The 255-nt window shown below is 60.8% G+C and carries 1 pseudogene; it reads right to left on the minus strand.

Features of this window, described 5'->3' with window-relative positions:
• Positions 1 to 255 (minus strand): annotated as a pseudogene (locus JHD64_RS22580) (IclR family transcriptional regulator); the annotation flags it as partial.

The following is a 255-nucleotide window of genomic DNA, read 5'->3' on the forward strand; positions in this document are numbered from 1 at the left end:
TGGCCGAACAATGTGCTGGCACGCGAGAGCCAGGATGCAGGTAAAAACGCAATGGGGCCGGCGTTTCCACCCGGTCCAGATACAGGACTTCGCTGCCTGACAGTGCCGTGATATTGCAGCTTTCTCCCACCTCGTCCACCAACTGCCGCAGCACGGCATGCCGCGCTCCATGCACCGTGTTGTTCAACAGCAGGTTTTCCGCCAGACGGCGCAGCCGCAAGCCTGTGCTGTAGTGACGACCATCGCCATCACGCT

This window comes from Aquitalea sp. ASV15 (assembly GCF_016429115.1).
GTDB classification, from domain to species: Bacteria; Pseudomonadota; Gammaproteobacteria; order Burkholderiales; family Chromobacteriaceae; genus Aquitalea; species Aquitalea magnusonii.